At 54.0% G+C, this 6,029-nt stretch carries 5 protein-coding genes; 3 read left to right on the top strand and 2 right to left on the bottom strand.

Features of this window, described 5'->3' with window-relative positions:
* Both VIR50_RS03505 and VIR50_RS03500 read right to left on the bottom strand, forming a co-directional pair.
* The coding region (locus VIR50_RS03505) for a 1-acyl-sn-glycerol-3-phosphate acyltransferase (RefSeq protein ID WP_331933752.1) at positions 1-714 on the bottom strand (714 nt) is incomplete at its 3' end.
* Positions 715-769: 55 nt separating this feature from the next.
* Positions 770-1,543, bottom strand: a complete 774-nt coding sequence (locus tag VIR50_RS03500; RefSeq protein WP_331933751.1) for a DeoR/GlpR family DNA-binding transcription regulator — start codon at positions 1,541-1,543, stop codon at positions 770-772.
* Between the two features lie 706 nt (positions 1,544-2,249).
* Between VIR50_RS03500 and glpA the strand changes: the two genes are divergently transcribed.
* The 3 genes from glpA to glpC all read left to right on the top strand — a co-directional run.
* A complete protein-coding gene (gene glpA / locus VIR50_RS03495; protein ID WP_331933750.1) occupies positions 2,250-3,887 on the top strand; it encodes an anaerobic glycerol-3-phosphate dehydrogenase subunit A in 1,638 nt (545 codons plus the stop codon).
* The gene (glpB, locus tag VIR50_RS03490; protein WP_331933749.1) at positions 3,884-5,125 is read left to right on the top strand and encodes an anaerobic glycerol-3-phosphate dehydrogenase subunit GlpB; all 1,242 of its coding nucleotides are present in this window, start codon (positions 3,884-3,886) and stop codon (positions 5,123-5,125) included. The genes glpA and glpB overlap by 4 nt, the downstream gene beginning before the upstream one ends.
* Positions 5,126-5,129: 4 nt before the next feature.
* Positions 5,130-6,029: anaerobic glycerol-3-phosphate dehydrogenase subunit GlpC (glpC, locus tag VIR50_RS03485; protein WP_331933748.1), on the top strand; the 900-nt coding region annotated here is incomplete at its 3' end.

The following is a 6,029-nucleotide window of genomic DNA, read 5'->3' as shown; positions in this document are numbered from 1 at the left end:
ACGAGCCTTGAGGTAATCGCAGGGATCGTACTCGTACGAAATGGCCAAAGGCACGATGTGAAGGGCTTGTAAGCGCTCTATAATGCTGCCCTCTCCGCCCATCGCCATCATCTTGAGGATGGCCGGTTGGGTAAGGTCGTTGGAGTTCTTGGCCCGTCCTTGACGCTGGGCTATCCACACATTCTCGTTCTTCTCGGCCACGGCGAAGTGGATATACTCCGACATTCGCTTGCTGGCTTTCAGCATTTCCACGGAGTGGAGCGCCCGTTCCACGGTAAACGACTTGTTGATGCGCACCAAGTCCTTCACCCATGGCAGGGTCAGCAGGTTGTCGCCGATGGCTATTTCGCAAGTGGTCTCAAAGCCCACGTCAATTAATATCTTGTCGAGAAAAGCCGAGTCGAGCACTATATCGCGGTGATTGCTCACAAAGGTGTAGCGCTTCTTGATGTCCAAGTTGTAGGCATCAACGTCTATTCCTGCGCTGGCCGTCTGCACCAACTGCAACAAGAAGGGGTAGCAAAAGGCTTTCTGAAAGTCCAAATTGCTCTTACATTGCTTCATCTTTTGGCCTACCGCCTCTGCCGGCACGCCGGGATAGAGATAGGCCAACACTTGTCTGAACTGCGCGTCGGCCAGCAATCGGTCAAATACTTCAGGTAATTCTTCGGGCTCAAACGGCCTTATGGGATCAAACTCTGAGGGAATATTCATAATGTTAATGTTAAAATTCAATGGAAATAAATGCGCTTTCGTGCGATACGAAAGCCTATGACTTGCCGCGGGCGATAATGAGTTCTATACCCATTTCCTCTATCCTGCGCACGTCGGACGGCTTTATGTGGCTGTCAGTGATTATCATGTCAACCTCTTCCATGTCGCCTATCTTGGCGAAACCCTTGCGTCCGAACTTCGACGAGTCGGCCAGCACGATGGTCTTCTGGGCTGCCTGCATCATCTTTTGGTTCAGGTGGGCCTCCCGCATGTCGGTCGTGGTGATACCAAAGTCGAAGTCGATACCGTCAACTCCCATGAAGAGCTTGCTGAAAGCGCACCCGTCGAGCAATACCTCGCTGTAGTCTCCCACCACCGACTCGCTGCTGTGGCGCAACATTCCGCCCAACTGGATGATGTCGATATTATCATCCTGCGACAATACAATCGACGCTTGGAGCGACGCCGACACCACCGTGAGCTTGTGAATGGGCTTCACGCAGTGGGCAAAAGCATGGATGGTGGTACCCGAGGCGATGATGATCGAGTCGTTAGGCTCTATGAACTTAGCGGCCTCGGTGCCAATACTGTACTTCTCTTCAGGGAAGAGTTTTTCTTTCTCGTTTACAGAACGGTTACTTGTGAAAGGGTTAATAGCAATTGCTTTTCCATGGCTTCGGTAGAGCTTTCCTGCTTTTTCAAGGTCGGTAAGGTCTTTCCTGATCGTCACAGACGACACTTCCAGCAACTCAGCCAACTCCGATACCAACACGGAGTCCGACTTAAACAACTGTTCCAAAATGGCATTGTGTCTATCTTCTTTCGTCATCTTATGTTGTGGTGTTAATTATATAACACAAATATACGATTTATTTTGAAACATTATTCTTTAGCTTCTCATCTTTAAATATATATTAACAATAGACTATCATTTATCTTTACATTTTGCGATTAATGGCCGCGTTATTCTGAAAAGAAAAACTTTTAGCCCGAAATATTCAAATTTTGGCCGCATCACCAACCCATTGTATATCAATATATTAACGACAAACCGCCCTGCCATGGCTCCGTTTTCACGGCCCGTTTCCTGCCTTTTAAGGCTCTGAAAACGGCCTTTCCGCCAAACGAAAGCCGCTTTTTAACGCCGCCGAAGGCTGCTTTGACTCGCCCGAAGGCCCGCAACAGAAAACCCGACAGCCCACAACCGCCCCTATCATACCCCGAAACGGCCCTCTCATTTTCTATTTGGCCCATTTTCAAAGCATGTTTTTTAGTGAAAAAATTTTTACATATTAGCTTCCCATTTATCCACCTGCATACCCCCGAAAAAAGAAACTTATGCTATCGAAACGGAATTATTACGAAACCAAAGCATGAAAAATATGTTAAAACTTACGAATAAAAGTAGTATCATTACTAAATAAAAGCTATCTTTGTTCTAAAAGAACGCAAATAAGTTTCGTTACGTAAGCAAAACCAACATTACGTTTCGCCTTACAAACTATCGGAAATAAGGAAAACTAAGTTTCATCAAGATGAACACAGACAGCCAAAAAGAATATGACGTCATCATCATCGGAGGCGGCATAACCGGTGCCGGAACGGCCCGCGACTGCGCCATGCGCGGTCTGAAAGTGCTGCTCGTAGAGAAGTATGACTTTACCAACGGCGCCACGGGACGCAACCATGGACTGCTCCATAGTGGCGCCCGATATGCCGTGACCGACGCGGAGTCGGCCCGGGAATGTATCAAGGAGAACATGATTCTGCGGCGCATAGCCCGCCATTGCGTCGATGAGACCGATGGACTCTTCATCACCTTGCCCGAGGACGACCTGTCCTATCAGGCCACTTTCGTAGCCTCCTGCCGCCAAGCCGGTATCCGTGCCGACATCATTTCGCCCGAGGAGGCCCGACGCATGGAGCCTTCGGTCAACCCATCGCTCATCGGGGCGGTGAAAGTTCCCGACGCCTCCATCGACCCTTTCAGGCTTACCATGGCCAACATCATTGACGCCCGCCGCCACGGGGCCGACATCCTGACCTATCACGAGGTAACGGGCTTCATCATGGAGAGTGGCCGCGTCGTGGGCGTGAAGCTGCGCGATAACCGCGGCGGCGCCACTTCCGAGGCACGGGGACGGGTAACCATCAACGCCGCCGGCATTTGGGGACACCTCTTGGCTCGCATGGCCGACATTTCGGTCAATATGTTTCCCGCCAAAGGTACGCTCCTTATCTTCGGCCATAGAGTCAACAACATGGTCATCAACCGCTGCCGCAAGCCTGCCAACGCCGACATTCTCGTGCCCGACGACACAGTGTGCGTTATCGGAACGACCAGCGACCGCGTGCCCTTCGACACCATCGACCATCTGAAAGTGACGCCCGAGGAAGTCGACATACTGCTTCGAGAGGGCCGAAAGCTCGCTCCGGCCTTGGCTTCGACCCGCATTCTGAGGGCCTACACGGGCGTGCGACCACTCGTGGCGGCCGATAACGACCCCTCGGGACGCAGTATCAGCCGTGGCATTGTGCTCCTCGACCACGAGACACGTGACGGATTGGCCGGCCTCATCACCATTACGGGCGGCAAGATGATGACCTACCGCATGATGGCCGAGCAGGCTACCGACCTCGCTTGCAGGAAATTAGGCGTCAACAAGCCTTGCCTGACGGCCCAAACGCCCCTCCCGGGTTCGGAAAAGGCCATGCCCGAGGGTAAGACAAGCCATTCGGCCAACGAGTACAGCACCCATGTGCAGGAGGGAAGGCACGGAACCATGACCCAAGAAATCGACGCCGCGTCTATCGAAACACGGGCCTTGGTCTGCGAATGTGAGGATGTAACGGTGGGCGAGGTACAGTTCGCCGCCCAAAAGCTCCACGTCCATAACCTCATCAACCTGCGGCGGCGCACCCGCATTGGCATGGGAACTTGTCAGGGTGAGCTTTGCGCCTGCCGGGGAGCCAATGTTCTCTGCCAAATGGCCCACACCGACCCCGCCGAAGCTGAGCGCGACTTGGCCGCTTTCATGGCAGAGCGCTGGAAAGGGGCACGTCCCGTGGCTTGGGGAGACAATCTTGCCGAGGCACAGCTTACCTCTACCATTTACGAAGACCTATGCGGACTCAATCAACTTAGCGGAGAAGGAAAAGAAATAGCACTATGAAATTCGATACGATCATAATAGGTGGCGGCCTGACGGGCTTCACATGCGCCCTGACGCTGGCCAAGGCCGGACAGAACACGGCCCTCATCACCGCCGGACAGGGCACCCTGCACTTCAATTCGGGCTCTATCGACCTCTTAGGATACGATGAGCAGGGACAGACGGTAGACCAACCGCTCGCTGCCATCGCCCATCTAAGTCAAGAACATCCCTATCATAAAGTGGGCGACGTGGCAAAATTGGCCACCGAAGCCCAAGCATTGCTGGCCGACGTGGGCCTTCCCATGGACGGAACGGCCGAGCGCAACCACTATCGCCTCAGCCCCATGGGCGTCAGCAAGCCCGCTTGGCTCACGCTGCCGGGCCTCGTACAGAGCGCCGACGCACGGACCCTGCCATGGCAGAAGGTGACTTTTGTCAACATAGCGGGCTTTCTCGACATTCCCACTGAGTTTCTTGTAGACAATATCCGTCGCAAAGGTACCGACGTGGAGCTGAAGCGTTTCACCACGCCCGAGCTAGAACAAGCCCGCCGCAGCCCCTCGGAAATGAGGGCAACCAACGTGGCCAAGGTGCTGGCCGATGAACGGGCGCTCCGCAAAGTGGCCGAGGCCATCAACGCCCTGCAGGCCGATGGCGAGGTCATCCTCCTGCCGGCAGTGCTCGGCATAGCCAACGCGGAGACCGAAGCCGGCTTGGAACAGCTCATAAACCTGCCCGTCAGGTTTGTCGCCACCATGCCCCCATCGGTTCCGGGCATACGTATTCAAACCCGATTGCGCCAGAGCTACCAGCAATTGGGTGGCATGTTCAGCGCTTCCGACACGGTGACGGGTGGCACGTTTCAAGAGAACAGACTGCGATACATCGAGACCGAGAACATGCCCGATGAGCGATTCTACGCCGAGAACTTCGTATTGGCCACGGGATCGTTCCAAAGCCGTGGGCTCATGAGCAATTACCAAGGCGTATTCGAGCCTATATTCGGCCTCGACGTAGACGCTTCCGACAAGCGTACCGAGTGGACCTGCGCCTATGTTTACGACGCGCAGCCCTACATGAAATACGGTGTCCGCACCGACAAAGACCTGCTGACATTCCGCAAGGGTGACAAAATAGAGAACCTATACGCCGCCGGATCGGTGCTCAGCGGTCACAACTCGCTGAAGCTGGCCGACGCTACGGGCGTGGACATGCTGACCGCTTTGCAGGTGGCCCACAACATATTAAATCGTTAAGACAATGACAGAAGATAATCAGATACAAAGCAAGAGCGCGTTCAACTTCGAGCAATGCCTCAAATGTTCTATTTGTACGGTCTACTGTCCCGTATCGGCAGTGGAGCCAAACTACCCCGGTCCGAAACAATCGGGCCCCGATAACGAGCGCTACAGACTGAAAAATCCCGAATACTTCAACGAGGCGCTCAAGCTGTGTCTCAACTGTAAACGCTGCGAAGTGGCCTGCCCGGAGAACGTGAAGGTAGGCGACATCATTCAGGAGGCCCGCATCAAATACAGCACACATACCCCCGGGCTGCGTGACCGCATGCTGGCCAACACCGACTTTGTGGGAACTTTGGCCCACAACTTTGCCCCGTTGACCAACTTCGCCTTGAAACTGGCGCCCACAAAGGCCGTGCTTCACAGTGTCATGGGGATAGACAAGCACCGCACGTTCCCCGCTTACTCGTTTCAAACGTTCGAGCAATGGTACCGTAAGCAGGCCGAGGAACAAGAGCATTTCGACCGATTTGTCACCTTCTTCCACGGGTGCTATGCCAATTATAACTATCCGCAATTGGGCAAGGACTTGGTAAAGATCATGAATGCCTGCGGCTATGGCGTGCATCTGCTCGAGAAAGAGAAATGCTGCGGCGTGGCCCTGATTGCCAACGGGCTGTCGGGACAAGCCCGCCGACAAGGCGAGGTGAACATGAAATCCATGCGTAAGGCCGTCGCTAAGGGCGAACCGATACTGACAACCAGCTCCACCTGCACCTTCACCATGCGTGATGAATACAGCCACCTGCTCGGAATAGACAACAGCGACGTGCGTGACAGCCTGTCGCTGGCTACCCGGTGGCTCTACCGCATGATAGAGGACGGCAAGCTAAAATTGGCCTTCCGTGATGATTTCAAA

It is taken from the genome of Prevotella sp. (genome assembly GCF_036570325.1).
Classification (GTDB): domain Bacteria; phylum Bacteroidota; class Bacteroidia; order Bacteroidales; family Bacteroidaceae; genus Prevotella.
The sequence above is the reverse complement of the archived record's forward strand: the minus strand, read 5'-3'. Positions and strand labels throughout refer to the sequence as shown.

Excerpts from the sequence above, each read along its gene's own strand:
- VIR50_RS03500 (WP_331933751.1), bottom strand. The coding sequence starts at position 1,543 with ATGACGAAAGAAGATAGACACAATGCCATTTTGGAACAGTTGTTTAAG.
- glpA (WP_331933750.1), top strand. The coding sequence starts at position 2,250 with ATGAACACAGACAGCCAAAAAGAATATGACGTCATCATCATCGGAGGC.
- glpB (WP_331933749.1), top strand. The coding sequence starts at position 3,884 with ATGAAATTCGATACGATCATAATAGGTGGCGGCCTGACGGGCTTCACA.